At 72.2% G+C, this 23596-nt stretch carries 21 protein-coding genes; 9 read left to right on the forward strand and 12 right to left on the reverse strand.

Going from position 1 to position 23596, the window contains the following annotated elements:
* Window positions 1–15: 15 nt before the first annotated feature.
* Both LCN96_RS41610 and LCN96_RS41615 read right to left on the reverse strand, forming a co-directional pair.
* The gene (locus LCN96_RS41610) at window positions 16–1551 is read right to left on the reverse strand and encodes an FAD-dependent monooxygenase (protein WP_225267907.1); all 1536 of its coding nucleotides are present in this window, start codon (window positions 1549–1551) and stop codon (window positions 16–18) included.
* Window positions 1548–2495, reverse strand: coding sequence for an MBL fold metallo-hydrolase (locus LCN96_RS41615; RefSeq protein ID WP_225267908.1), 948 nt, complete (start codon window positions 2493–2495; stop codon window positions 1548–1550). Before LCN96_RS41615 ends, LCN96_RS41610 begins: the two co-directional genes overlap by 4 nt.
* A gap of 161 nt (window positions 2496–2656) precedes the next feature.
* On the opposite strand from LCN96_RS41615, the gene paaI reads away from it, so the two are divergent.
* Together paaI and paaK are read left to right on the forward strand one after the other, a co-directional pair.
* Window positions 2657–3025, forward strand: coding sequence for a hydroxyphenylacetyl-CoA thioesterase PaaI (gene paaI / locus LCN96_RS41620; protein WP_225276170.1), 369 nt, complete (start codon window positions 2657–2659; stop codon window positions 3023–3025).
* Window positions 3022–4323: a phenylacetate--CoA ligase PaaK gene (gene paaK / locus LCN96_RS41625; RefSeq protein WP_225267909.1), complete on the forward strand. Its 1302-nt coding sequence runs from the start codon at window positions 3022–3024 to the stop codon at window positions 4321–4323. The genes paaI and paaK overlap by 4 nt, the downstream gene beginning before the upstream one ends.
* Here paaK and LCN96_RS41630 read toward each other — a convergent pair.
* The 4 genes from LCN96_RS41630 to LCN96_RS41645 form a co-directional block, all read right to left on the reverse strand.
* Entirely contained in the window at window positions 4313–5119 is an 807-nt protein-coding gene (locus tag LCN96_RS41630) for a hypothetical protein (protein WP_225267910.1), read from the reverse strand. The two genes, paaK and LCN96_RS41630, sit on opposite strands and share 11 nt — an antisense overlap.
* Window positions 5120–5197: 78 nt before the next feature.
* Window positions 5198–5497, reverse strand: a complete 300-nt coding sequence (locus LCN96_RS41635) for a DUF4193 domain-containing protein (protein ID WP_020542847.1) — start codon at window positions 5495–5497, stop codon at window positions 5198–5200.
* Window positions 5498–5807: 310 nt separating this feature from the next.
* On the reverse strand, window positions 5808–7058 hold the full coding sequence (locus LCN96_RS41640; protein WP_397351797.1) for a sensor histidine kinase: 1251 nt from the start codon (window positions 7056–7058) through the stop codon (window positions 5808–5810).
* A gap of 38 nt (window positions 7059–7096) precedes the next feature.
* Window positions 7097–7750 carry a response regulator transcription factor gene (locus LCN96_RS41645; RefSeq protein WP_225267912.1) on the reverse strand — a complete coding sequence of 218 codons (654 nt, stop codon included), beginning with the start codon at window positions 7748–7750 and terminating at the stop codon, window positions 7097–7099.
* 233 nt (window positions 7751–7983) lie between these two features.
* Between LCN96_RS41645 and LCN96_RS41650 the strand changes: the two genes are divergently transcribed.
* Window positions 7984–8148 (forward strand): hypothetical protein, encoded by a 165-nt coding sequence (locus LCN96_RS41650; RefSeq protein WP_225267913.1) that lies wholly within the window; start codon window positions 7984–7986, stop codon window positions 8146–8148.
* A gap of 62 nt (window positions 8149–8210) precedes the next feature.
* On the opposite strand, the gene LCN96_RS41655 is transcribed toward LCN96_RS41650, so the two are convergent.
* The gene (locus LCN96_RS41655) at window positions 8211–8999 is read right to left on the reverse strand and encodes an inositol monophosphatase family protein (protein ID WP_225267914.1); all 789 of its coding nucleotides are present in this window, start codon (window positions 8997–8999) and stop codon (window positions 8211–8213) included.
* Window positions 8999–11020 carry a S9 family peptidase gene (locus LCN96_RS41660; RefSeq protein WP_225267915.1) on the reverse strand — a complete coding sequence of 674 codons (2022 nt, stop codon included), beginning with the start codon at window positions 11018–11020 and terminating at the stop codon, window positions 8999–9001. Before LCN96_RS41660 ends, LCN96_RS41655 begins: the two co-directional genes overlap by 1 nt.
* A gap of 11 nt (window positions 11021–11031) precedes the next feature.
* On the opposite strand from LCN96_RS41660, the gene LCN96_RS41665 reads away from it, so the two are divergent.
* Complete coding sequence (locus tag LCN96_RS41665; protein WP_225267916.1) at window positions 11032–11982, forward strand: ferrochelatase; 951 nt, start codon at window positions 11032–11034, stop codon at window positions 11980–11982.
* Here the strand turns inward: LCN96_RS41665 and LCN96_RS41670 are convergent.
* Entirely contained in the window at window positions 11973–13157 is a 1185-nt protein-coding gene (locus LCN96_RS41670; protein WP_225267917.1) for a lytic transglycosylase domain-containing protein, read from the reverse strand. The two genes, LCN96_RS41665 and LCN96_RS41670, sit on opposite strands and share 10 nt — an antisense overlap.
* A gap of 91 nt (window positions 13158–13248) precedes the next feature.
* Here LCN96_RS41670 and LCN96_RS41675 point away from each other — a divergent pair, with 91 nt between their 5' ends.
* The 3 genes from LCN96_RS41675 to LCN96_RS41685 are packed head-to-tail and all read left to right on the forward strand — an operon-like array spanning window position 13249 to window position 16554.
* A complete protein-coding gene (locus LCN96_RS41675) occupies window positions 13249–14451 on the forward strand; it encodes an MFS transporter (protein WP_225267918.1) in 1203 nt (400 codons plus the stop codon).
* 54 nt (window positions 14452–14505) lie between these two features.
* Complete coding sequence (locus tag LCN96_RS41680; RefSeq protein ID WP_225267919.1) at window positions 14506–15228, forward strand: polysaccharide deacetylase family protein; 723 nt, start codon at window positions 14506–14508, stop codon at window positions 15226–15228.
* A 45-nt stretch (window positions 15229–15273) separates the two neighbouring features.
* Window positions 15274–16554: a D-arabinono-1,4-lactone oxidase gene (locus LCN96_RS41685; RefSeq protein ID WP_225267920.1), complete on the forward strand. Its 1281-nt coding sequence runs from the start codon at window positions 15274–15276 to the stop codon at window positions 16552–16554.
* A gap of 4 nt (window positions 16555–16558) precedes the next feature.
* Here LCN96_RS41685 and LCN96_RS56945 read toward each other — a convergent pair whose 3' ends face one another.
* Window positions 16559–17317: a hypothetical protein gene (locus LCN96_RS56945; protein WP_263657389.1), complete on the reverse strand. Its 759-nt coding sequence runs from the start codon at window positions 17315–17317 to the stop codon at window positions 16559–16561.
* Window positions 17318–17430: 113 nt separating this feature from the next.
* On the opposite strand from LCN96_RS56945, the gene LCN96_RS41695 reads away from it, so the two are divergent.
* Both LCN96_RS41695 and sepH read left to right on the forward strand, forming a co-directional pair.
* Window positions 17431–18378 (forward strand): S8 family serine peptidase, encoded by a 948-nt coding sequence (locus tag LCN96_RS41695; protein ID WP_225267921.1) that lies wholly within the window; start codon window positions 17431–17433, stop codon window positions 18376–18378.
* A gap of 160 nt (window positions 18379–18538) precedes the next feature.
* Window positions 18539–21196: a septation protein SepH gene (gene sepH / locus LCN96_RS41700; RefSeq protein ID WP_225267922.1), complete on the forward strand. Its 2658-nt coding sequence runs from the start codon at window positions 18539–18541 to the stop codon at window positions 21194–21196.
* 249 nt (window positions 21197–21445) lie between these two features.
* Here the strand turns inward: sepH and LCN96_RS41705 are convergent, their stop codons facing one another.
* Both LCN96_RS41705 and LCN96_RS41710 read right to left on the reverse strand, forming a co-directional pair.
* A complete protein-coding gene (locus tag LCN96_RS41705) occupies window positions 21446–22999 on the reverse strand; it encodes a PH domain-containing protein (RefSeq protein ID WP_225267923.1) in 1554 nt (517 codons plus the stop codon).
* On the reverse strand, window positions 22996–23508 hold the full coding sequence (locus LCN96_RS41710; protein ID WP_225276171.1) for a PH domain-containing protein: 513 nt from the start codon (window positions 23506–23508) through the stop codon (window positions 22996–22998). Before LCN96_RS41710 ends, LCN96_RS41705 begins: the two co-directional genes overlap by 4 nt.
* Window positions 23509–23596 lie beyond the last annotated feature (88 nt).

The following is a 23596-nucleotide window of genomic DNA, read 5'->3' on the forward strand; positions in this document are numbered from 1 at the left end:
AGTCCTCCTATGGGGTCATGTGTCAGGAAAGCCGCCAAGCGCACGGCTCACGGCGGCCGCCACCGACTCCGGCCCCGCATGGGGGATGATCGCGGCGATGTGGGAATCGGGCCTGATGAGCCATGCCTCATCCGGCCCGGCGCCGAGCCTCTCAGCGAGCGAGCCAGTCCCATCCATCTCCGCGAGCCCGCGTACGGCGAGCGGCGCCGGTATGACCTTGCCCAGGACCTGCACAAACAAACTCGAATCGCACATATCGCCCAGTAGGACGAGGAATCCCTCCCGGGTGTACTCCCGCAACCTGCCCCCCGGCAGCGGCAGATCGGGCACGATCACGCCGGGCGCGGGCGTGCACAGCGCCCCCTTCGGCGGCCGGCCACGGAAGGGCCGGGTCGGCTCGGGCGTAGTCAGCGGTGAGTCCACGTACCAGAACGGCTCGGCGAACCGCCCCGAGTCCACCTCCTCGATGCGCCCGCCCTCCAGCGCCGCGCGCCTGCGCATCCGCTCCTCCACCGTCCTGGGCGCCAGGAAGCGCATGGTGGCGCCGGTGACCTCCAGGTTCTCCAGCGCGGCCGCGTACCGCTCGGCGTGGTAGGACTCCAGCAGCTCCGGCCCCGCCCAGCCGTTGAGCGCGAAGGCCAGCTTCCAGGCCGCGTTCTCGGCGTCGGGCACGCCGGAGTTCAGCCCGCGCGCGCCGAACGGCGCCACCAGATGGGCGCAGTCGCCCGCCAGGAGGACCCGCCCGACCCGCATCCGGGAGGCCAGGCGCGAGTGGAACCGGTAGGTGCTGTGCCAGACCAGCGCGTACGGCCGATCCCCGATGATCTGCCGGATTTTTCGCGAAATATCGGCATCTGTTGGGATGAAGTCGGGGGCGATCTGCCAGTCGATCCGGTACATGCCCCCGGGGCAGGGGTGGATGAGCACCTGGCGGCCCGGGTTCCAGACGGGGTCGAAGTAGAAGCGCCGCTCGCTCTCCCAGCCGGGCAGGTCCGCCTTGATGTCGCAGATCAGGAACTGGTCCTCGAACGTGTCGCCGGCGAAGGTCACGCCCAGCGAGTCGCGGATCGCCTGCGCCCTGGCGCCCGCGCACACCAGCGCGTACGGCGCCCGCAGCAGCCGCTGGCCGCAGTGCACGGTCACCCCGCAGGCGTCCTGGCTCAGCCCCGTGACCTCGTGGCCCCAGCGCACCTCGATGAGCGGCTGCGCCGCGACGGCCTCGTCGAGGAGCTGCTCGGTGCGCGTCTGGGAGATGTTGACGCACGGCGGCAGCGGCCCCTCGCGCTGGAACGTCCAGGAGAACAGCTCGCGGTCGCGGTAGTAGGTGCGGGCCGTGGTCCAGGCCAGCCCCTCCTCCGCCACCCGGCCCGCCCCGGCGGCGGCCCAGATGTCGAGCACGTCGCGCTGCTGGCAGATCGACTTCGACCCGCCGCTCCCCCGCCCCGGCCGCTGGTCCAGCACCAGCACCTGCACGCCCCACCGGGCCAGGAGCAGCGCGGCGCTCTGCCCCACCGGCCCGGCCCCGACCACGATGACCTGCGGCTCGCTCATGACTGCAGCTCGTCCCAGACCTGACGGTCGCGCTCGGCGGTCCACACGCGCGGGCGCTCGACGCCGTGCAGCTCGTCCCAGAGCCTGGAGACGTTGAACGGCAGGCAGTGCTCGAAGATCGGCCAGCGGCCGTAACGGGGCTCCAGGGCGGCGTGCGTGCGCTCGAACGCCTCCTTCAGCGACCCCGCCGCGCCGACCTCGCGCAGCATCACGGCCAGGAAGTCGCGGGTCTGCCCGATGGCCGCCTCGACGCCCTCCTTGCCCCTGGCCACCGCGCCCCTGCCGCCCACCAGGGTCCGCGCCCCGAACGAGGCGATCCGGTCGAGGGTGCCCGAGGACCAGTCGCGGTGGAAGGCGTCGCCGGTGTACAGGGCGGCCTGCGACTCCACGAGGTCGCCGGCGAACAGGACGCGCTGCTCCGGCAGCCACGCCACCAGGTCGCCCTCGGTGTGGCCGCGCCCGCAGTGCTGCAGCACCAGGTCGCCGCGCCTGCCGCCCAGGGCGATCGTGAAGCGGTCGCTGAACGTGGCCGTGGGCCAGGTCAGGCCGGGGATGGAGCCCGGGTCCTTGAACAGGCGGGGCATTCTGGCGTACTCGCTGGCCCAGTCCTGCTCGCCACGCTCGGCGATCAGCTCGCGGGTCTTCTCGTGCGCGACGATCACCTCGGCGCCGAACGCCGAGGCGCCCAGCACCCGGACCGCGTGGTAGTGCGACAGCACCAGATAGCGGATCGGCTTGGTGGTGTGCTCGCGCAGCCTGGCCAGCCACTCGCGGGCGGCGACCGGGGTGGCCAGCGCCTCGAAGCAGACGAGGAAGTCCTCGCCCTCGATCGCGCCGACGTTCGGGTCACCCTCGGCGGTGAGCGCGTACACGCCCTCCGCGAGCACCTCCAGGGACTGCTTCTTCGCATCGAGGTCCGCCGACGAGGCGAACGGCTTGGCCATCGCTGCTCCTCCCGCTCAGGCGTCGTTCCGTGGAAGGCATACCCCGCGGCGTCGCTCGCACCTGCGCTCCGGCACTCTTGACAGGGAAGTCGGGGCGGTGATTTGTTTACTGAACAGTCGGTCAGTAAACAAGGGGGTCCGTCGTGGAGAGCGCGCGCCGCATGATGGCCGGCGACACGGCGTCCGCCGCCCTGGGCATCGAGCTGGCGGAGCTGGGCGCGGGCCGGGCGGTGTGCCGCATGACCGTGACCGACCAGATGATCAACGGCCACGATCTGTGTCACGGCGGATATGTGTTCCTGCTGGCCGACACCGCCTTCGCGTGCGCGTGCAACACCGACGGCCCCGTCACGGTGGCGGCGGGCGCCGAGATCGCGTTCGTCTCCCCCGCCCGCGCGGGCGACGTGCTGGTGGCCGAGGCCGCCGAGCGCACGCGCTACGGTCGCAGCGGCATCTACGACGTCACCGTGCGGCGGCCGGACGGTCAGGTGGTCGCGGAGTTCCGCGGCCGGAGCCGGGAGTTGAAGTGAAACTTGGAGATCCGCCCGCGAGCCACGAACTCGACCCGGTCGAGCGCGTGTCCCGCGACGAGCTCATGGCGCTGCAGCTGGAGCGCCTGCAGCGCACCCTGCGTCACGCCTACGACCACGTCCCGCTCTACCGGGACAAGTTCGACCGGGCGGGCGTGCACCCGAGTGACTGCAAGGAGCTCACCGACCTGGCGAAGTTCCCCTTCACCACGAAGCAGGACCTGCGCGAGTCCTACCCGTTCGGCATGTTCGCGGTGCCGCGCGAGCAGGTCGTGCGCGTGCACGCCTCCAGCGGCACCACCGGCCGGCCGACGGTGGTCGGCTACACCAGGAACGACCTGGACGTGTGGGCCGAGGTCGTGGCCCGCTCGATCCGCGCCTCCGGCGGGCGGCCCGGCGACATCGTGCACGTGGCCTACGGCTACGGCCTGTTCACCGGCGGCCTGGGCGCGCACTACGGGGCTGAGCGGCTGGGCTGCACGGTGGTGCCCGTCTCGGGCGGGATGACGCCCCGCCAGGTGCGGCTCATCGACGACTTCAAGCCCACGATCATCATGGTGACGCCGTCGTACATGCTGGCCCTGCTGGACGAGTTCGCCGCGCAGGGGCTGGACCCGCGCGAGTCGTCGCTGCGCATCGGCATCTTCGGCGCCGAACCGTGGACCGAGCAGATGCGCGCGGAGATCGAGACCCGCTTCGACCTGCACGCCGTGGACATCTACGGGCTGTCGGAGGTGATGGGCCCCGGCGTGGCCAACGAGTGCGTCGAGAGCAAGGACGGGCTGCACATCTGGGAGGACCACTTCTACCCGGAGACCGTGGACCCGTTCACCGGCGAGCCCGCCGCGGAGGGCGAGCTGGTCTTCACCACCCTGACCAAGGAGGCCATGCCGGTCATCCGCTACCGCACCCGCGACCTGACGCGGCTGCTGCCCGGCACCGCGCGGCCGGCCTTCCGGCGCATGGAGAAGGTGACCGGGCGCACCGACGACATGATCATCCTGCGCGGGGTGAACGTGTTCCCGACCCAGATCGAGGAGCTGGTGCTGGGCGTCGAGGGCCTGTCACCGCACTTCCAGCTGCACCTCACGCGCCCGGAGCGGCTCGACGTGATGACCGTCAGGGTCGAGGCGCGCCCGGGCTGCACCGCGCGGACGGAGGCGGGCGAGGCCCTGCGCAGGGCGGTCAAGGACAACGTCGGAGTGAGCGTCGAGATCGAGGTCGTGGACCCGGAGACGCTGGAGCGCTCGGTGGGCAAGCTCAAGCGGATCGTCGACAGGCGCGACGCTAGGGAGTGAGCTCGTCCCTGCCGGGGTCCTGGGACAGCGCGGGGCGTTTGACCCGCAGATCGTTGCGGATGGCCTCGCCGAGCTTCTTGGTGGCCATGCGGTTGAGCGCGCCGCCGGCGATGGCTCCGGTGAGGAACGGCCCGAACGTGGTCAGATGCCGCCCCAGCGTACGCATGAGACGGTTGCGCAGGGCCGTCTTGGTGGCCGCTCCCAGCGCCAGTGAGACGGACGCGGGCGCGAGCGGGTCGATGCCGCGTTGCTTGGCCCAGGCGGCCGTGAACGCGACGGCACGCTGGGTGCCGGACCCCTGGACGTGGACGCCGTAGACCTCGTGCAGCTCGGCCAGCAGCTTGACCTCGATGGCGGCGACGACGATGGTCTCGGCGACGAGCTGGGCGGGGGCGGAGAGCAGGAGGGGTGGCGCGGCGAACTCGGCCGCTGCCAGTGCTCCGCCGATGGCGCCGACCGTCATCGTGGCCTTCTGTGCGGTACGCACGAGATCGTCGGCGAGCTCTTCGCCGGTCAGGCCATGATGATGCTCGGCAAGGGTGTGCAGATCCCGGATCGGGATGCGCGGCGCGATGTTGAGGAAGACGTCGGCCAGCCAGCGGCCCCGGCCCACGCCGGTCTCCCGAGCCCGTTTCGCCCCGGCGGACAACGCCTGGGCTAGTCGGCCGAGCAGCCTGCGCCGCTCGGCCGGCTCGAGCTCACCGGAACCGGTGAGCCTGCCAACGAGCTCGCCGACCTCGTTCTCGGGGTCGGCGACCTCACTGCCTGGTTGCTGGTTTTCCTCTGGTGCGGCCACGCGGTGCCTCCGTGTTCTCTTGGTCGCGATCGCTCAGGGTCTGCCGTTCGCGCGCCCCGGGCTCCTTCGCTCCAGGATTCAGGCGGCGCACTCCCGGCAGACCTGCTGGCCGTTCTTCTCGGAGGCCAGCTGGCTGCGGTGGTGCACCAGGAAGCAGCGCGAGCAGGTGAACTCGTCGGCCTGGCGGGGGATCACCCGCAGGGAGAGCTCTTCGTTCGACAGGTCCGCACCGGGCAGCTCGAGCGACTCGGCCAGGTCGGTCTCGTCGATGTCGATGCTGCCAGACGACTTGTCGGTGCGCCGGGCCTGCAACTCCTGGAGACTGTCCTCCCCCAGGTCGTCGTCTGTCTTGCGCGGGCTGTCGTAGTCGGTAGCCATTGTGCTTACTCCATCCCCCTCAGCTATATGTCTTCGCGCTCATCGCGCGTCTTCTAACGTCCGGGAAGCCCATCTTGTGCCCGTTCCGTCGGGGAGATTTCCCATCGGTACCCCGCGGAAACGGACAACGAACCTCCCAACACGTCAGGGCCTGCTGCCGACGGCAATGGTTAGCCAAATATGGCGAAACCCACAGCCTTGGCGTCATGCACCACCGTGTTCGACGGCACATCCAACCACATGTGCGGCGTGGATGAGACGCCCCCCGTGACTCAACACGCGCACGAACGCGCCACGGCGGCATGCCCGTTCATCGCATCGGAAGCCGAATGGTCACGACGAGCCCTCCACCATCGCGCGGCACGGCGGCCACATTGCCGCCGTGCGCCTGCACCACCGCACGGACGATGGACAGCCCCAGACCCGATCCCTTGGCCGAATCCACGCGGTCCGCGTGGAGCCTCCTGAACGGCTCGAACAGGCTGTTCACCTCGTACGCCGGCACATGCTGCCCGGTGTTGGCCACCTGAACAACCAAGGCACCGTCCGCCATTCCCGTTCGGATCCAGACTTTTCCGTTTTCGGGAATGTTGTACTTGACGGCGTTCTCCAGCAGGTTGCTGACAGAGCGTTCCAGGAGCACGGGATCGCCTATGGTAGGCGCGCTGACCAGTTCGGTGGAGACCGTTACGCCGTGCTCTTCCGCGAACGGCGTGACCTGTTCCACGGCGGTCTGCGCGACCTCCATGACGTCCAGCGGTTTGCGCACCGCGAGTTCGCGTTCGCTCCTGGCGAGCAGCAGCAGGCCCTCGATGAGCTTCTCGTTGCGGGCGTTGACTTCCAGGAGGGTACGGCCGAGCGCCTTGAGGTCCTCCGACGCCACCGGGTCCGACAGGGCGATCTCCAGGACCGTCCGGTTGATGGTGAGGGGGGTGCGCAGCTCGTGCGAGGCGTTGGCCACGAACCTGCGCTGGGTGTCGAAGGCGACGTTGAGGCGGGCGAGCATGGCGTCGAAGGTGTCGGCCAGCTCCTTCAGCTCGTCGTGGGGGCCCTCCAGGGCGATGCGCTGGTGGGCCAGGGTGCTCTCCGAGAGCTTGCGCGCGGTCGCCGTCATCTGCGCCACGGGCTTGAGCGCCCGGTCGGCCACGAAGTAGCCGATGATCAGCGCCAGGATGCCGACGCCGACCAGGGCCATGAGGGAGCTGCTGAGCAACGCCTGCTGGGCCGCCGCCACGGCCTTGGTCCTGGCGTCGTCCCAGATGATCTGGTCGCGCAGCGTGGGCGAGTCGAGCGGCGGCCAGGTCCCGTCGATGGAGCGGGCCACGATCGCGTAGACCGACAGCAGCAGCACGCCGGCGGCCACGAACACGAACGCGCCGTAGGTGAGCGTCAGCCGCCACCTGATGCTGACCTTGCCGGGGAGCTCCTTCACCCGGTCCATGGTGGAGCGGGTGACCGCCGGCTGTCCCGGCGGGGGCGGGCCGTCCCAGGCGGGCGGCCCGCTGGGCGGCGGCGCCTCCTGCACGCGCGTCGCTCTCCTCGCGGAGTGCGGGCTGATCATCGGATGCGTCGGACCCGCCTCACGCTCTGGCCGTTCAGTCACAATTTGTACCCAACCCCGGGCACAGTCTCGATCACCTGAGGCTCGCCCAGCTTCTTCCGCAGCGTCATCATGGTCACGCGGACCACGTTCGTGAAGGGATCGATGTTCTCGTCCCAGGCCTTGTCCAGCAGGTCCTCCTGGCTGACCACGGCGCCTTCGGCCCGCAGCAGCTCCTCGAGCACCGCGAACTCCTTCTTGGTCAGCACGACCTCCCTGCCGTCGCGCTCCACCAGCCGCTTGCCGGGGTCGAGCCTGATCCCGGCCCGCTCCAGCACGGGCGGCAGGGCGGGCGCCGAGCGGCGGCCGAGCGCGCGGACCCTGGCCACCAGCTCGATGAACACGAACGGCTTGGCCAGGTAGTCGTCGGCGCCCAGGCCGAGGCCCTCCACCTTGTCGTCCACGTCGCCCGACGCTGTCAGCATGAGGATCCTGGAGGCCGTGCGCTGCTCCACCAGCCGGCGGCACACCTCGTCGCCGTGCACCACGGGCAGGTCACGGTCCAGCACGATCACGTCGTAGTCGATGTAGGAGGTCCGCTCCAGGGCGCCCCCGCCGTCGTAGGCGACGTCCACGGCCATGGCCTCGCGCCGCAGCCCCGTCGCGATCGCATCGGCGAGCACCCGCTCATCCTCCACAACCAGCACCCGCACGCCGGTACACCTCTCTCCGATTCTGGGCACTCATTCTGCCCACAGGCTCGATAAGCGCACGGTAAGGCATGTTCAGGGGTCGGTGACATGAGCGCCAGGGAGCGGAGTGCGAAATTCATGTTTCGGAAGGCGACAAGCCGGGGTATGCCTGCGGGACACCCCTTGCCCGGTCTTCATCCGGCAATGGGAGACTTCGCCCCCTGCACGAGTCGAACCCCCAGAGAGTAGGTGAGATGGGCGAGTTCACGACCACGATCGAACAGCGCCTCGACCAGGCTTACAAGGGCCTTCGGGAGGCCCGTAGCGCCGGCGACGACTACCTCGCCGACACCCTCACCGCCGAGATCGAGGACCTGCGCCGGCTGGCCGACGATCACGGCGTCCCGTTGCCCCGCTAGCCCCATGCGAAACGGCCGGAGCCGTCCGGCTCCGGCCGTTTCGCCACCGACCAGCGGCGTGCTCAGGCGTCGCGTGCCGGGTTCAGCGGTGCCAGCAGGTCGTGCAGCTCCTCGAACAGGCCCGGCGCCGCGCACACCGCGTACTCCGGGCTGACCGGCTGCCCGCCGAGCCCGCCGAGCCGGGCGCCCGACTCGGTGGCCACGAGACCGGCCGCGGCGTAGTCCCAGTAGTTGATGCCGCGCTCGTAGTAGGCGTCCACCCGTCCCGCCGCCAGCGAGCACAGATCCACCGCGCACGAGCCGCCGCGCCGGATGTCCCGCACCCGGGGCAGCACGTGGGCCACGACCTGGCCCTGCACCTCGCGCCTGCCCCTGAGGTAGCCGAAACCGGTCGAGACCAGCGCCTGCGCCAGCGGCACGCCGGTGTTGCAGCGCAGCCGCCCGGCGCCGAGCCAGGCGCCACCGCCGCGTGCCGCGGTGAAGACCTCGCCGCGCGCCGGCACGTTGACGACCCCGGCCACGACCTCGCCGCGCACCTCGACGGCGATCGACACCGCCCAGTCGGGCAGGCCGTACAGGAAGTTGACGGTGCCGTCGACGGGATCGACGATCCAGCGCACGTCCGACTCGCCCGGCTCCTCGCCGCCCTCCTCGCCGAGGATGCGGTCGCCGGGCCTGGCGGCCAGGATGCGCTCGCGGATGAGCTCTTCGGAGGCCTTGTCCAGCGCGGTCACCACGTCGGTGGGGCTGGACTTGGTCTCGATCTCGCCGGACATCGTGGGCCGCTTGGCCAGCAGCATGTCGCCGGCCTCACGGGCGATGTCCTCGGCGAGCTTCAGGAAGTCCGTCATCAGGCCACCGAGTCCGGGCGCTTCCACTCCTGGCCGAGCACGTGCTGGCCGAGGAAGGCCAGGACGGTCTCGTACCAGGCGACGATGTTGCCGGGCTTGAGTATCCAGTGGTTCTCGTCGGGGAAGTACAGGAACTTGGCGTCCACCTCGGTGCGCCGCAGGTCCCACCACAGCCGCAGCGCCTCGCCGATCGGCACCCGGTAGTCCCTGTCACCGTGGATGACGAGCATCGGGGTGGTGATCCGGTCGAGGGCGTTGTGCGGCGACAGCAGCGAGTAGCGCTCGCCGCCGGGCAGGCCGAACTCGCGCTGCCAGTACATCGCGGCGTCGGTGGTGCCGGCGAACTGGTCGAGGTTCCACAGCGAGGCGTGGGTGACGATGGCCTGGTAGCGGTCGGTGTGCCCGGCCAGCCAGTTGGCCATGTAGCCGCCGAACGAGCCGCCCATCGCGGCGACGCGCTCGCTGTCGATGTCGTCCCTGGCCAGCGCGGCGTCCACGATCGCGTCGAGGTCGGCCTGGGTGCGCGGGCCCCAGTTGCCCCAGCCGCGGTCGATCATCTCCTGGCCGTAACCGGTGGACATGCAGGGGTCGGGCAGCAGCACGGCGTACCCGTGCTGGGCCAGGATCCACGACTGCCAGCGCCACTGCCAGTCGTTCCAGGAGCCGAGCGGGCCGCCGTGGATGAACAGCACGAACGGCGCGGGGCTCGCCGCCGAGGCGCCCTCCGGCAGCACCAGCCAGCCGCGGACGGGGGTGCCGTCGTCGGCGGTGGCGGTGACCTCGGTCAGCGTGCCGCTCACTTCGGGGCGCGGCGCGGGCGAGGGCAGGTCGGCGATCTCGCCGGTGGCGGCGTCGATCCTGGCGGGGGCGGGCGCGAGGTCGACGGCGCTGCGCAGGGCGTAGATCCAGCGGCCGTCGGGCGAGGGGTTGAGGCCGAGGTAGGAGGCGTCGTCCTGGGTGAGCCTGACCGGCTCGCCGTCCAGCGGGACGCGGAAGACCGGGCGGCGGCCCCGGTGGTCGGCGGCGATGTAGACGGCCGAGGAGTCCGGCGCCCAGTCGACGTCCGAGGGCCACAGATCAGGCGCGTAGGCCCGGCCCTCACCGGTGGCGATGTCGGCGATCCACAGCTCGCTGCGGGCCGAGACGTCCAGCCCGGTGAGCCGGTCGCGCGAGCAGGCCAGCCTGGTGCCGTCGGGCGAGATCGCCAGCGGCCCGGTGAAGTCGTGGGCCTCGTCGGACAGCAGCACGCGGCGCTCGCCGGTGGCCACGTCGATGGCGACCACCTCGGTGCGCGACTCGCCCTTGGGCAGGTTCACCCGCCAGGTGGCGATCACGGTGGCGCCGTCGGGGGTCAGCTCGAAGCCGGCCTCGCGCAGCGCGTCGCCCGCGTCGGGGGTCAGGTCGCGCACGTCCTCCAGGCGGTCGGCGCCGAGCCTGGCCGCGAACAGCCTGGGCCTGCCGGGCCCGAGGTCGTGGTCCCAGTAGCGGACCGGGTAGCCCTCGTGCAGGATCGCGCTGATCCCGGCCTCCTTGCGGGCCTTGCGCTTCTCCTCCTCGGCCGACTCCTCGCCGTCGAGCACGTCGGAGACGAACACGACCACGTTCCCGGCCGTGCGCACGCCGCCGATGCCGCCGGGCCTGGTGGCCACCTGGCGGGCCTCGCCGCCCGCCCGGGGCAGCAGCCACAACGCGGGCACCTCCTCGCCGGCGTCCTTGACCGTCGGGTCGGGGCGGGCGGAGGTGAACAGCACGTCGCCCGCGGCGGTGAAGACCGCCGCCGACTCGCCCTTGGCCGAGCGCGTCAGCCGGTACGGCTCGCCGTCCAGCGGGACGGCCCAGAGCGCGGTGCCGTACGACTTGCCGTCGGGATTGAGGGATTGCACGGCGGAGATCAACCTGGATCCATCAGGCGAAAGCCGCAGGGAAAGGACCCGGGGAATGGCCACATAGTCACGAATGTCGTTGAATGCGCTCACTCGATCGAACCTACCTCGCACCAGGGACCGCCGACACTCCCGCATAGGGTTGTCACGTGGGAATTTACGACGCCTTGCTGGTCCTGTCTTTCGGCGGCCCGGAGGGGCCCGACGACGTGATGCCGTTCCTGGAGAACGTCGTGCGCGGCCGTGGCGTGCCGCGCGAGCGCCTGCTGGAGGTGGCCGAGCACTACCAGAGCTTCGGCGGGGTCAGCCCGATCAACCAGCAGAACCGCGACCTGGTCGAGGCGCTGCGCCCGGTGCTCGACGTGCCGGTCTACTGGGGCAACCGCAACTGGCACCCGTTCGGCGAGGACACCGTGCGCCGGATGCACGCCGACGGCGTCAGGAAGGCCGCCGTCTTCGCCACCTCGGCGTTCGCGGGCTATTCGAGCTGCCGCCAGTATTACGAGGACATCGAGCGGATCTCGTTCGAGGGCGGCCCCGAGCTGATCAAGATGCGCCACTACGGCGAGCACCCCGGCTTCGTGGCGGCGATGGCCGACCACACGCGGGCGGCGCTGGAGCGGCTCGGCCGCGACGACGCCAGGCTGGTCTTCACCGCGCACAGCATCCCGCTCTCCATGGCCGAGACCGCCGGGCCCGAGGGCGGCCTGTACGAGGCGCAGCTGCGCAGGAGCGCCGAGCTGGTCAACCAGGCGCTGGGCCGCACCGAGCCGTGGGATCTGGTGTGGCAGTCGCGCAGCGGCCCGCCGCAGGTGCCGTGGCTGGAGCCGGACGTCTGCGACCACCTGCGCAAGATCGAGGCGCCGGCCGTGGTGCTGGTGCCGATCGGGTTCGTCTCCGACCACATGGAGGTCGTCTACGACCTCGACACCGAGGCCAGGGCCGTGGCCGCCGAGCTGGGCCTGCCGCTGGAGCGGGCGGCGACGGCGGGCACGCACCCGCGGTTCGTGGAGATGGTGCGCGAGCTGATGGCCGAGCCCGAGCCGGTGCCGTGCCCGCTCACCTGCTGCCCGCCGCCGAAGCGGCGGCCTCAGGCGTAGGTCTTGGCGTACGCGTCGGCGATCGACATGACCTTGTTCACGTAGTCCCACGAGTGGTTGTAGAACCAGATCGCCTTGCGCAGCCGCTCGCCGCCCTGCCCGGCCTTGTTGGCGCACAGGTAGTTCGCCGCGCCGGGCACGGCGTCGTACGGGCTCCAGATGTCCTTCTTGCCGTCGCCGTCGCCGTCCACGCCGTAGTGCTTCCAGGTGGCGGGCATGAACTGCATGGGCCCCAGCGCCCCCGCGCTCGACGGCCCGTTGTTGCGCCCGTGCCCGCTCTCCACCTGCCCGATCGCGGCCAACACCGTCCACGACAGGCCGGGGCAGCGGGTGGCGGCGGCCTTGTAGAGCTCCAGGTAGCTGCTCGGCCGGCCCACGCTGACCTGCTGCGGCTGTTCCTGTGACGGCTGCTGCTGCTTGGGGGCACGCGCGGCGGCGTCGAGCACGACGACCTGGGCGCCCTTGCCGAGCAGCTTGCGCACGCCGGCCTCGCCGATCCTGCCCTCCTTGCCGTGCAGCAGCACCGCGACACCCGGCGCGAACCCCAGCGTCCTGCCCACGTCCGCGCTGACCAGCCCGTCCACGCCGGTCAGCCCGAGCGGCGCCGAGGCCGCGACGCGGAGCCTGGGGCCGCCGTCCACCTGGTACATGGCGCCCAGGACCATGCCGAACTTGCGCAGCGCGCCCGCCTCGGCCACCAGCTCGCCCCTGGCCAGGGCGCTCCACACGGCGGGCTGGTCGGCGACGGGCTGCGGTGTCCACGAGCGGAAGCCGGAGGGGTCCACGGCCAGCAGGTTCAGCCCGGTGCCGGAGATCTTGACGGCGCCGGCGTCCACGACCGTGACCTTCTGCACATGCTTGAGCTTCGCCAGCTTGAGCCTGGTCTCCTTCGGCACGGTGCCGGGGGCGATGGCCAGCACGCGGGCGGGGGTGGAGGTGACGCCGGGGCCGCCCGCGCCGAAGTCCTTGACGGGTTCGGTGGTGGGCACCAGCTGGTCGAGGCGGGGGGCGTCCGACTGCTGCGGGGTGGCACGGGACCGGCCGCGTACGGGCTCCTGCACGCCGCTGAGCAGGTCACCATCCATGATCACCACTACGCCGCCCGCCACCGCGGTGACCGCGAGCACGGCGGCGACCATGAGCATGACCGCGCGGACAGTGGGAAGACCGGACACTCGGGACACGTTAACTCACGTCAGTCCTAACCCACTTGCGATCCCGACATATGTGCGCAATGGTTAGCTGCTTGAGTAAGGGGGAAACAGCGTGGTCGGGCCTTACCGGGGGTTGTTCGAAAGGCCCGGGACGAAGGCGTTCGTGCTGGCGGGGCTCGTCGGCCGGATGCCCATGTCGATGCTCGGCATCGGCGTCATCCTGCTGATCACCGCGCTGACCGACAACTACGCCACCGCCGGCGCCGTCGGAGCCGTCTCCAACCTGGCCTTCGCCGCCGCGGCCCCGCTGTCGGGCCGGCTGGCCGACACGTTCGGGCAGGGCCGGGTGATCCCGCCGTTCGCCATCGTCAACGCGCTGGCGCTGGCGGCCCTCATGCTCTCCGCCGGGACCGGGCTGCCCGAGTGGACGCTGTACGCCTCGGGCCTGGTCATCGGCGCCACCTCGCTGTCGCTCGGCTCCATGGTGCGGGCCCGCTGGTCGGTGATCCACGGCGGCACGGACCGGCTGCACACCGCCTTCGCGTTCGAGTCGGTCGCGGACGAGGTCGTCTTCGTCACCGGGCCCGCGCTGGTCACGGTGCTCGCGACCACCGTGAACCCGTACGCGGGACTGATCGTGGCCCTGGTCTGCATGCTGGCCGGCTCCCTGGCGCTGGCCGCGCAGCGGCGCACCCAGCCGCCCGTGCAGCTGGTCAAGTCCTCCGGCGGCACGCCGATCCTGATCCCCGCCGTCGCCCTGCTGGCCGGCGTCTCGCTGGCGCTGGGCGCGATCTTCGGCTCGGTGGACCTGATCACGGTGGCCTTCGCCGAGGAGCAGGGGGTCAAGTGGGCCTCGGGGTTCCTGCTGGCCTCGTTCGCGGGCGGGTCGATGGTGTCGGGGCTGTGGTTCGGCTCGCGCAGCTGGCGGATCTCGCTGCGCGCGCGGTTCGTGCGCGCGCTGATCCTGTTCATGGTGGGGCTGCTGCCGATCCTGTTCATCGGCTCCCCCGGCTTCATGGCGGCGGCGCTGTTCCTGGCCGGGTTCGCCATCTCGCCGACGCTCATCACCTGCTTCTCCCTCACCGAGCGGCTGGTGCCGCAGTCCCTGCTCACTGAGGGCATGGCGTGGATCTCGACCGCGATCACGCTCGGCGTGGCGCTCGGCTCGTGGGCGGGCGGGCAGCTCACCGAGACGTACGGGGCCTCCGACGCGTACGTGTTCTCCATCGTCGCGGCGCTCGTCGCGGTGGTCGTGGGCCTCGGAGGTTCGGGTTTGCTGAGACTTCCCGAGGCTCCTTCACCCGCGGAGAGCTGATCCGCTACGGTCGGGACATCCCTCGCAACACCCATCACACTGGAAGCACTAGTTATGTCCCGACAAGTCAGTTCACTCCTAGCTATCGCGGCTGTTTGCGTCACTCTTGCTCCGGCCCCGGCCTTCGCCCAGGCGCCGAAGAAGGAGCCCGTCGACTGCGAGCAGGTCAAGTGCATCGCGCTGACCTTCGACGACGGGCCGAGCAAGTACGCGGGGACGCTGCTGGACACGCTGAAGAAGTACGACGCGAAGGCGACGTTCTTCCTTGAGGGCCAGTACGTGAAGAGCCGCCCGCAGTACGTCAAGCGCATGGTCGCCGAGGGCCACGAGCTCGGCAACCACAGCTACAGCCACCCCGACTTCACCAAGAGCGACGCGGCGACGATCAAGAGCGAGATCCAGAAGACCCAGGACGCGGTGAAGAAGGCGGCGGGCGTGGAGCCCAAGCTGCTTCGCCCGCCGTACGGGATGGCCGATCTTCAGGTCTCCGACATCGCCGCGGAGTTCGGCATGCCGATGATCCTGTGGACGGCCGGCTCGCAGGACTGGAGCTCCAAGAACGTCGACGCCATCCAGAAGCAGACCCTCGCGGTCGCCAAGCCGAACTCGATCATCCTCATGCACGACTGGGTGAAGCAGACGGTGGACGGGATGCCCTCGCTCATCAAGACCCTGCAGAACAAGGGTTACCACCTGGTCACGGTCTCCGACGTGATCAAGGGCGAGAATCTGGAGCCCGGCGACATCTTCCCCGTTCCCTCGGGCTGGGAGAAGTGAGTATCGTTCGCGTTTAGCTCCGAACGACGCTCTGGAGGGGTGCCCGTGGCCTTCGTGAACTGGGCGCGCAACCAGTCGGGCACCCCCGCCGAGGTGCGCACCCCGTCCTGTGCCGAGGACGTCGTGCGGGCCGTGCGCGACGCCGCCGCCTCCGGGCGGCGCGTCCGCATGGTCGGCACCGGGCACTCCTTCACCGGCGTGGCGCTCACCGACGGCATCATGCTGCGGCCCGGCGGGCTCACCGGGATCAGGGCCTGGGCGGGCGACCGCGTCACCGTGCTGGCCGGCACGCCCCTGCGGGTGCTCAACGAGCTGCTCGCCGAGCGCGGCCTGGCCCTGGCCAACATGGGCGACATCACCGAGCAGACCGTCGCCGGCGCCGTCCAGACCGGCACCCACGGCACCGGCCGCGACAGCGGCGGCCTCGCCGACCAGATCGCCGAGCTGGAGCTGGTGCTGGCCGACGGCACGGTGGCCACCGCCGCGCCCGGCGAGGAGCTGTTCGACGCGGCCCGGGTCGGGCTGGGCGCCCTCGGCATCCTGACGGCCGTGACCCTTCGGGTGGAGCCCGCGTTCCTGCTGCACAACCGGCGGCGCAAGCTGCCCCTCGGCGGCATCCTGGACTCGCTCGACGAGCTGACCACCGCCAACGAGCACCTGGACTTCTTCTGGCTCCCGCACACCGAGGCGTGCCTGGTCAAGACCAACAACCGCAGCCCGGGACCGCCCGCGCCGCCCGGCGCGCTGCGCCGCTGGCTGGACACCGTCTTCCTGGAGAACACCGTCTTCGGCGCGGCCTGCGCGCTCGGCGCCCGGCTGCCCGGCCTGATCCCCCGGATCAACGAGCTCAGCGCGGCGGCGCTCGGGGACTCCGCGTCGGTGGAGGTGTCGTACCGGGCGTTCACCGCGCGGCGGGACGTGCGCTTCCTGGAGATGGAGTACGCCGTGCCGCGCGAGCGGCTGGCCCAGGCGCTGCGCGAGACCCGCGACCTGATCGAGCGGATGGACTGGAAGATCACCTTCCCGGTGGAGGTGCGGGTGACGCCGCCCAGCGACGCGTGGTTGTCCACCGCGTACGGGCGGCCCTCGGCCTACCTCGCCTGCCACGTCTACCGGCCGACGCCGAACCCCGCCTACTTCGAGGGCGTCGAGGAGATCATGACCCGCCTGGACGGCCGGCCCCACTGGGGCAAGCTGCACACCAGGGACGCGGCCTACCTGGGCAAGGTCTACCCCCGCTTCGCCGACTTCCGCGCCCTGCGCGACCGCCTGGACCCCGGCCGCCTGTTCACCAACGCCTACCTGGACACCGTGCTGGGCCCCTAGCGGCCTACCCGGGCGGCGTGCCGTACTCCGGCTCTGGCCGGTCCTGCGACGGCCCCTCGCCTGGCTCCCCCTCCTGCGGCGGCGCGCTGGTGGTCCCCTCCTGCGACGGCTCCACCGTGCCCGACGGCGAGGGCGTCGGGGTCGGCGTGGGCTTCGGCGTGGGGGTGGGCCTGGCGGTCGGCGTCCTGCTCGGAGCGGGCTCCTCCTCCCGCGTCCGCTCGGGAGTGACCTGCGGATCCGTGGAGACGGGCGGCACCACGTACGGCGTCTGCGGCGTGGCGGGCGCCCGCTCCTCCTCCTGCCGCTCGTCCTCCTCCTGCTGCCGCTGTTGCTGCGCCTTGGCCGGCGTCTTGCCGGTGACCTGCTCGTGCACGGTCTGCTGGGCCGCCGCCTGGTAGACCAGGATGCTGCCCATGCTCACCCCGAACACGACCGCCGCCGCCGCGCCGACCTTCAGCCACGGCAGCCTGAACGCCGCCCGCCGGATCGCGGGCATGACCAGGGTCGTGTCCCGCTCCTCCGCCACCGGCTCCCCCCGCCGGTTGCTCAGCGGCGCGCGCTGCTTGACCCGCTCGCCCGTCTGCTTGAGATAGTGGGTGTAGACGGCCGTGGCGATCGTGCTGGCGACACTGACCACCGCCGCCCCGATGACCGTGCCGGCCACGCCGAGGTACGACGCCGCCACCGCCGCGGTCACCGCCGCCAGGGCGCTGCCCAGGACCTGCGGCATGCTCAGCTCGAACTTCCGCTGCTCGCCGCTCATCCCCCGGATCCGTCCTTCCTGTTCATGCGTTCGGTAAAGAGCTGTCTCGTGAATAGACGCGAGTGCGTGTCCTGTTGTTCCTGTGACCTGCGTGACAGGCATCCTTGCCACTCGTGCCCCGACGACTCGGCCTGCCCTCCCTGTACCTCGCCGCGGCCGTGGCGACGGCCGCGGCGACAGCCGCCCCTCTCGCCATGACTCCCGCCGCGGGACTCGCCCTGCACCCCGAACAGCCTGAGCCCGCCCGGCCCTACATCGTCACGGCGCGTGACCGTGAGGCCGCCCGCGACCTCGTGGGCGAGGTGCGCTGGCGGGTGCGCCGCTACTACACCTCGGCGCTGCCGGGGTTCGCCACCTTCCTGACCCCCTCCGAGCTGGACGAGCTGCGCGACGACCCGCGCGTCCGCACCATCGAGCCGGACAGCCAGCTGCACCCCATGGCCGTACGCGCCCCGGAACGCGCGCCCACGGTGCGCGCCGGCGGCGCCGGCACCACCACCTACGTCCTGGACAGCGGCGTCGCCATCCGCCGCGCCGGGCTCGATGACCGCGCCTGGCGCGCCTTCGACGCCACCGGCGGCACCGGGCGTGCCTGCGGCCGGCACGGCACCCGCGTCGCCGCCGGCGTCCACGACATCGCCCCGAAGTCGGGGATCGCCTCCGTACGGGTGCTCGGCTGCGGCGGCTCAGGCACGCTGGCCGACATGCTGGCCGGGCTCGACTGGATCCACCGGCACGCCCGCGGCCCGTCCGTGGCGCTCCTGCCCACCGACGGCGCCGACTCGCCCGCCCTCGCCAGGTCCGCGCGCTCACTCATCCGCTCGGGCGTGTTCGTCGTCGGCGCCGCCAACGGCGCCACCTGCCGGCTCACCCCCGACGGCCGGGTGTTCTCCGCCCACGCCCCGTACCTCGCCGGAGTCGCCGCCCGCCATCTCGAACGTCATCCGAACGCCGATCCCGCCACCCTGGCCACCTGGCTGGACTGCACCACCGCCCGGGGCGCGATTCGCCAGAACCCGTCGAGGCCAAATAACCTCCTGGTACGCAACGGCGGGCTCTAGAGGGATGGACACGACAAATGTGACCGGCGTCACATCGCCCCGGGGCTATCCCAGGAAGGCGATGTTCGGACATGCCGGGTACGGTGCTGGCAGGCAACCGGCACACGCGAGAGACTCAAGGGTCCGGGGGAAGAATGGCGACGCTGACGAAGGGACTCGCATGCAGGAGCTCCGACTCGTCGCGGTGAGTGAGGACGGCACCTACCTCGTGCTGGCTACTGCCGGGCGGGGTACGCGCTTCACGCTTCCTGTGGACGACCGGCTCCGTGCTGCCGTCCGCGGCAACTTCTCCCGTCTCGGCCAGTACGAGATCGAAGTGGAGAGTCCGTTGCGCCCCAAGGAGATCCAGGCCCGCATCCGAGCCGGAGAAACGGCAGAGGAGATCGCCGCGACCGCCGGGATCCCGGTCGAACGTGTCCGCTGGTTCGAGGGGCCCGTGCTCCAGGAACGCGAGTACGTCGCGCAGCAGGCGCAGCGGGTCGCCGTCCGCATGCCGGGCGAGTCCGCCCCCGGTCCCACCCTCGGCGACCTCGTCGCGGAGCGGCTGACCAGACGAGGCGTCCCCACCGACGAGATCGACTGGGACTCCGCCAAGCGCGACGACGGCCTGTGGCGGGTCAAGCTCGGCTACGTCTGGAACGGTCACACGCGCCACGCAGAGTGGCTCTTCGACCCGCGCAAGCGGCACGTCACCCCGCACGACGACGAGGCCATGCGCCTGTCGTCCGCCGACTTCGACCCCGAGCCCGCCGTGGTGGAGGACACCACGGTGACGCCGTTCGCGCCGCGCGTGGCCAAGCTCCAGCCGGTGCCGCCGCTGGCCTCCGACGCGCTGCCGTTCCCGTCCGTCGTACGCGGCGAGCCCGAGGAACCGGCTTTCACCCCTTCCGAGACGGCCTACGCGCCGCCCCGCGAGGCGCCCTTCGAGCCGCCGGCCAGAGACGAACCGCCTGCCCGCGAGCCCTTCCGGCCCGAGCCGCCCGCCCGCGAGACCGGCTACACCCGCCCCGGCGACACCTCGTCCCGCCGCGGCGGGTCTTCGCCGTGGCTGCCCGACTTCGGGTCCGGGCGTACGGACCACGAGTCCATCTACGCTCCCGCCGACCCGCCGGCGTCGTCGCGCCCTGAGCCGCGGGTGGAACCGCGGGTGGACGCGCGGCCGGCGGTGCAGCCGGTCGCCGAGCCGCCCGCCGCCGCCCGTCCGGAGCCTGCGCCGCCCGCCGCCGCTCGTCCCGAGCCCGCGCCGCCCGCCGCCGCTCGTCCCGAGCCCGCGCCGCCCGCCGCCGCCCGTCCGGAGCCCGCGCCGCCCGCCGAGGCTGAGCAGCGCGCCGGCGCGGCGCCTTCCGCCGCCGCATCCGCGCCCACCGCCGGCTCGCCTTCCACCGGCACGCCTTCCACCGGCACGCAGACGGCCACCGGCACCTCCGCCCCGGAGCCGGCCGCCGCCCGGACGAGCCCTGCGGCTCAGCCTTCCGCGCAGGCGGACGCGCCCACGGCCGCCGTCAGCGCGCCCTCGCCCACCTCGCCGACCGTCACCGGGGCGAGCACCACCGAGGCAAGCACCGCCACCGAGGCAAGCACCGCCAGCACGGCGAGCACCACCACCGAGGCGAGCGCGTCGGCAAGCGGCGCCCCGGCGGCAGCCGCCCAAGCGGCCGATCCGACGAGCACCGCCACTCCCGAGGCGACCGCAGCAGCGGCATCACCCACGGCGGAGACCACCGGCACCGCCGCCACAGTCGCGCCCGACGCCCAGGACGCGGCAGCCGCATCGCAGGTCGCGGGCAGCACGCAGAGCCCGGCCGACACGCCTGTCGCCGCAGCCTCCACACCGAGCCCGGCCAGCACGGAGAGCACCGCCAGCGCGCCCGACACCGCGGCCACCGCGCCGAGCGCGCCCGACACCGCAACCACCGCGCCGAGCGCGGCCGGCACACAGAGCACCGCCAGCGCGTCTGACGCCGCAGCCACCGCATCGAGCCCGGGCGCCATGGCGAGCCCGACCACCACAACGAGCCCTGCCGCCGCGCCAAGCCCGGCCACCGAGCCGAGCGTCGCGGCCGCGCAGCCCGCTGCGTCGCAGGCCGCCGCAGCCCCCGCGCCCGCCGCGGAGCCCGAGGCACCCAAGGCCGAGCCCGCCGCCAGCTCCGCACCGACCGCGAGCACCACGACGACGGCCGGCCCTGAGCCGACCGCGAGCACCACGACCAGCCCTGAGCCCGCCGCAAGCACTGACACCACCCCGGCCCAGGCCACCGCATCGCAGCCCGCGCCGACGGCCACCGAGCAGCCGGCCGCCGCCGCCGCGCCTGCACCGGCCATCTCTGACCAGCCGACGTCGACCACCACCGCGCAGCCGACCACCGCCGATCAGCCCGGCGCCGATCAGCCCGGCGCCGAGCAGCCCGGCGCCGAGCAGCCCTCAGCGGAGCCCTCGGTCGCGACCGCCCCGGAGCAGCCGGCGGCGGCACAGCCGGAGCCGGTCGTCCCCGACAAGCCCGCCGCCCCCGAGCCCGCACCGGCCGCCGAGCAGCCGCCCGCACCCGAGCAGCCGCCCGCGCCGGAGAAGAAGGCTCCCGAGCCGGAGCCCGTGCAGGACACCAGGCCACCCGCACCCCAGCCCAAGCCGAAGCCCGCTCCCGCGGTCCCGGCGGCGCGGGCGGGCAGCAAGGACGAGGCCAAGGAGGAGCCGCCCGTGCCGGTGCCCTCTCCGCCGCCCGCCCCGGCCGCCCGTCAGGCGCGCAAGGGTTCGAGGGGCCGCCGGGCGTCCGTGCCGACGTGGGACGAGATCATGTTCGGCGCCCGCCGCCAGGACTGATCACAGGAGCCGACACCACCGGCCCGGCCAGCGGCGGGAACCCCTCCACAGCCGCACCCACGCCCGAGCCCGCTCAAGCACGACCGGCCCGGCCAGGATCCGCCGCGCCTCAAGCCCGACGCCCGGCGACCCTCGTTCCGCAACCCCCACGCTCGAAGCGCCAGCCGGCCTCCATCGCTACCTGCGCCGCCCGGCCGCCCTCACCACAACCCCCGCCGCCTCAGAACCCCTGCCGGCGGCCCTTCGTCACTACTCCCCGCGCTCCAGGAACGGCGCCAGCCACTCCGGCGTGACCTCCGCCGCGAACTCCACCCCCTGCACCTCAGCGACATCGACCGCCGAGTAACCCCCCTTGCCGGCCCCCACCCCGGCGATCAGCGTGAGCACCCCCGCCCGCCGCTGGAACCAGGTCTGCCGCATCCGCCACCCCACCACCGCCCGCCGTTCGACCACGGCCTGGGCCCGCCGTAGCGACCCCGACCGCACCGCCACCCGGGCCCCGTCGTACCCGTGCCCCAGCGAGGCGTACCGATCGAGCCCCAGCGGCACCCCCGCGCCCGCGAGGATCAGCGCCAGCACCACCAGCACCCACCACAGCACACCCCCGGCGAGGCCGAGGCCGGCGACGCTCACCACGGCCAGCACGAGCCACGGGAAGACGGCCCGGAACAGGCGGCGCCTGCGGGCCACGGGCGGGTGGGGGCGCAGCTCGGCGCGGTAGGGCCCGATCGCGTCGCCGGTGACCTGGAACGCCACCGTGCGCGGCACGTCCGGCAGGAGCTGACCGCGCGTCTCCGAGTCGCCGAGCCCGGTCACGATGGCCCACACGCGCACCACCCCGGCCCACCGTTCGGCCAGGCCGTCCACGATCTCGTAGCCGCGCACCCGCGTCGACTCCAGCGACACGCTGCGCCGGTTGATCAGCCCGCGCTCGGCCACCAGGTAACCGTCGCGCCGCTTGAGCACGAAGTCCCAGTTGAAGACCGCGTACATCAGCCCGCCCGCGAACGGCATCGCCAGCACGAGCAGCGCCGCCACGCCGAACAGGAGGGAGGGGTGCCCCCAGAGCCACTCCCCCGCGCTCAGCGCGTCGTCCTGGCTGAGCCCGAGGTCGTCCCCCCACTGCAGGGTCAGCCCGATGGCACCGCCGACGAACGCGAACGGGGTGAGCAGGTACGCGCCGGACAGCGGCCCGTACAGGAGCCATTTGCGCGGCACGCCGATGATGGCCCGCTCCTTCGGCCCCGGCTCGGGGACGAGCACGCCCTCGGCGGCGGGTTCGGCGGTGCGGCGCAGGAGGAGCGCCTTGAGCCGTTCGGCCTCCTGGAGGGAGACGCCCGCGAGCTTCGCCTCCTCTTCCTCGCTGCCGCTCGCCCCCGTGTCGATCTTGAGGATGGTCAGGCCGAGCAGCCGGTGCATGGGCGGGGTGGAGACGTCCACGCCGCGGATGCGTTCCAGGGGGATGGTGCGGACGGAGCGGCTGATCAGGGAGCGCTTGGTCTCCAGGCGGTCGCCCACGATCCGGTACGTGAAGGTGGCCCATCTGACGGTCGAGAACACCACGGCGGCCAGGACGCCGACGGCCGCGTAGGCGTACGACCTGGCCGAGAAGCCGCCCACGAACAGAACCCCGACGAGGGGCAGGAGGAGCGACGGCAACATCCGCACGGGGTCGATGAGCAGCACCTTGGGGCTGAGCCGCTGCGGCAGCGCCCAGCCGGTGGCGGCGGCCGGGCCCGCGAGCGCAGGAGGATCGCCGTGCGGAGCGGCTCGTGGCGGGTCTTCCGGGCGGGGTTCGGTCATGTCGCGTCGTCCCTGAGCTCCTCCGCCCGCCGCGCGAGCCGCTCGGCCAGCTCCGCGGCCACCCGGTAATCGAGCCCCTTGATCGTCGAGGACCCCGCGTGGGAGGCCGTCCTGATCTCCAGGGTGGCCAGCCCGAGCAGCCGCTCGAACCACCCTTGCCCCTTGTCGACCGTCTGGATGCGGCTCACGGGCACGAACACCCACTCCCTGGTCAGGAACCCCGACCTGGCGTAGACGACGTCCCCAGAAAGCTCCCAGCGATGTACGAAGTACCGTACGAACGGCTCGGCCACCAGGAACGGCAGCGTCACCACCATGACCGCGGCGGGCAGCAGCCAAGCGTCCTCGGCCAGCCAGCGCGGCACCCACGACCAGCTCGTGCCGTCGATCCACCGCGACACCAGGAGCGAGCCTCCCAGGAAGAACACGAAGGCGACCAGCGACTCCAGCAGCCACATCCGGATGGCCTTGGGCGAGACGCGGTTCGCCGGATCGCGCAGAGCGCCCATTGACGTCACAAGGCCAGCTTATGGCGCGAACCCGGCAGGCGATCTGTCAGCGGGCCGGTAAGTGCCGGGCCCGGGGCCTTCGGTGCGT

Source organism: Nonomuraea gerenzanensis (assembly GCF_020215645.1).
Lineage (GTDB): Bacteria > Actinomycetota > Actinomycetes > Streptosporangiales > Streptosporangiaceae > Nonomuraea > Nonomuraea gerenzanensis.